Source organism: Rhodococcus sp. R1101, assembly GCF_000278445.1.
Taxonomy (GTDB): Bacteria; Actinomycetota; Actinomycetes; order Mycobacteriales; family Mycobacteriaceae; genus Rhodococcus; species Rhodococcus gordoniae.
Genome location: NZ_AJVB01000819.1, coordinates 1 through 938, shown reverse-complemented (window position 1 = coordinate 938; position 938 = coordinate 1). Strand labels below are relative to the sequence as shown.

At 70.1% G+C, this 938-nt stretch carries 1 protein-coding gene and 1 pseudogene; both read left to right on the top strand.

Features of this window, described 5'->3' with window-relative positions:
- Positions 1-318, top strand: a pseudogene (locus R1101_RS0124470) (cytochrome b); the annotation flags it as partial.
- A gap of 185 nt (positions 319-503) precedes the next feature.
- The coding region (locus tag R1101_RS0124465; protein ID WP_016935761.1) for a HEAT repeat domain-containing protein at positions 504-938 on the top strand (435 nt) is incomplete at its 3' end.

Genomic DNA, 938 nt, shown 5'->3' with positions numbered 1-938 from the left:
ACGGGCATCGTCCGTCGACTGCCGACCGGCGAGTACATCGAGATCCACCAGCCGCTCGGCCCGGTGGACGAGCACGGCCACCCGGTCCCGCTCGAGTACCAGGGTGCCGCGATCCCGAAGCGTATGAACCGCCTCGGCAGTGCCGGCAAGCCCGGTGCCGGCAGCTGGTGGAGCCCCGACCCGGCCGACGAAGCGGCCGCGCTCGAGGCCGCCCACCACGAGGCCGAGCTCGAGCTCCGGAACACGCTCCGCGAGTACCAGGAGCGTGTGCACGGAAACGGCGACGGCGCAGCCCAGCTGCCCGACAAGTCGCACTGATCCGCACCAGCGGCTCGTAACCCGACGGGGCCCCGGACCTTCACGGTCCGGGGCCCCGTTCGTCGTTCCTGGACATTCGGAAATGGAGACGGTTCTCCCCTCCCCCTCGGCTATCGTCCGGGACGTACGTCTTGACCTTGACACTGTGACAAGCGCTCGAATGGTCGGCGAAGGAGGTGCCTTCCATGAGCACACATCACGGCCCGTTCGATCGCGTCCCGGTCGACGCCCTGGCCGCCGAGGACGCCACCGTACGACTACGCGCAGCACTCGAGCTGGGCACCGCGGCCGATCCTCGTACTGCGACGGCGCTGGTCGAGCGGTGCGCGGTGGAGCCGGACTTCTTCGTCCGCGACATGCTGACCTGGGCACTGTGCCGCCTGCCCGTCGAGGTGACCGTGCCGCGACTGCTCGCCGAACTCCGGTCGGACATCACGCAGGCGCGCAGCCAGGCCCTGCACACCTTGTCGAAGATCGGCGACCCGGCTACGTGGTCGGCAGTGGCGCGCATGGTCCAGGACGAGCACGACGAGGTGGCACGCAGCGCGTGGCGAGCAGCAGTCGCACTCGTCCCGCCAGGGGCGGAAAGCGGCCTCGCTGCCGCTCTCGGCGCCGAACTG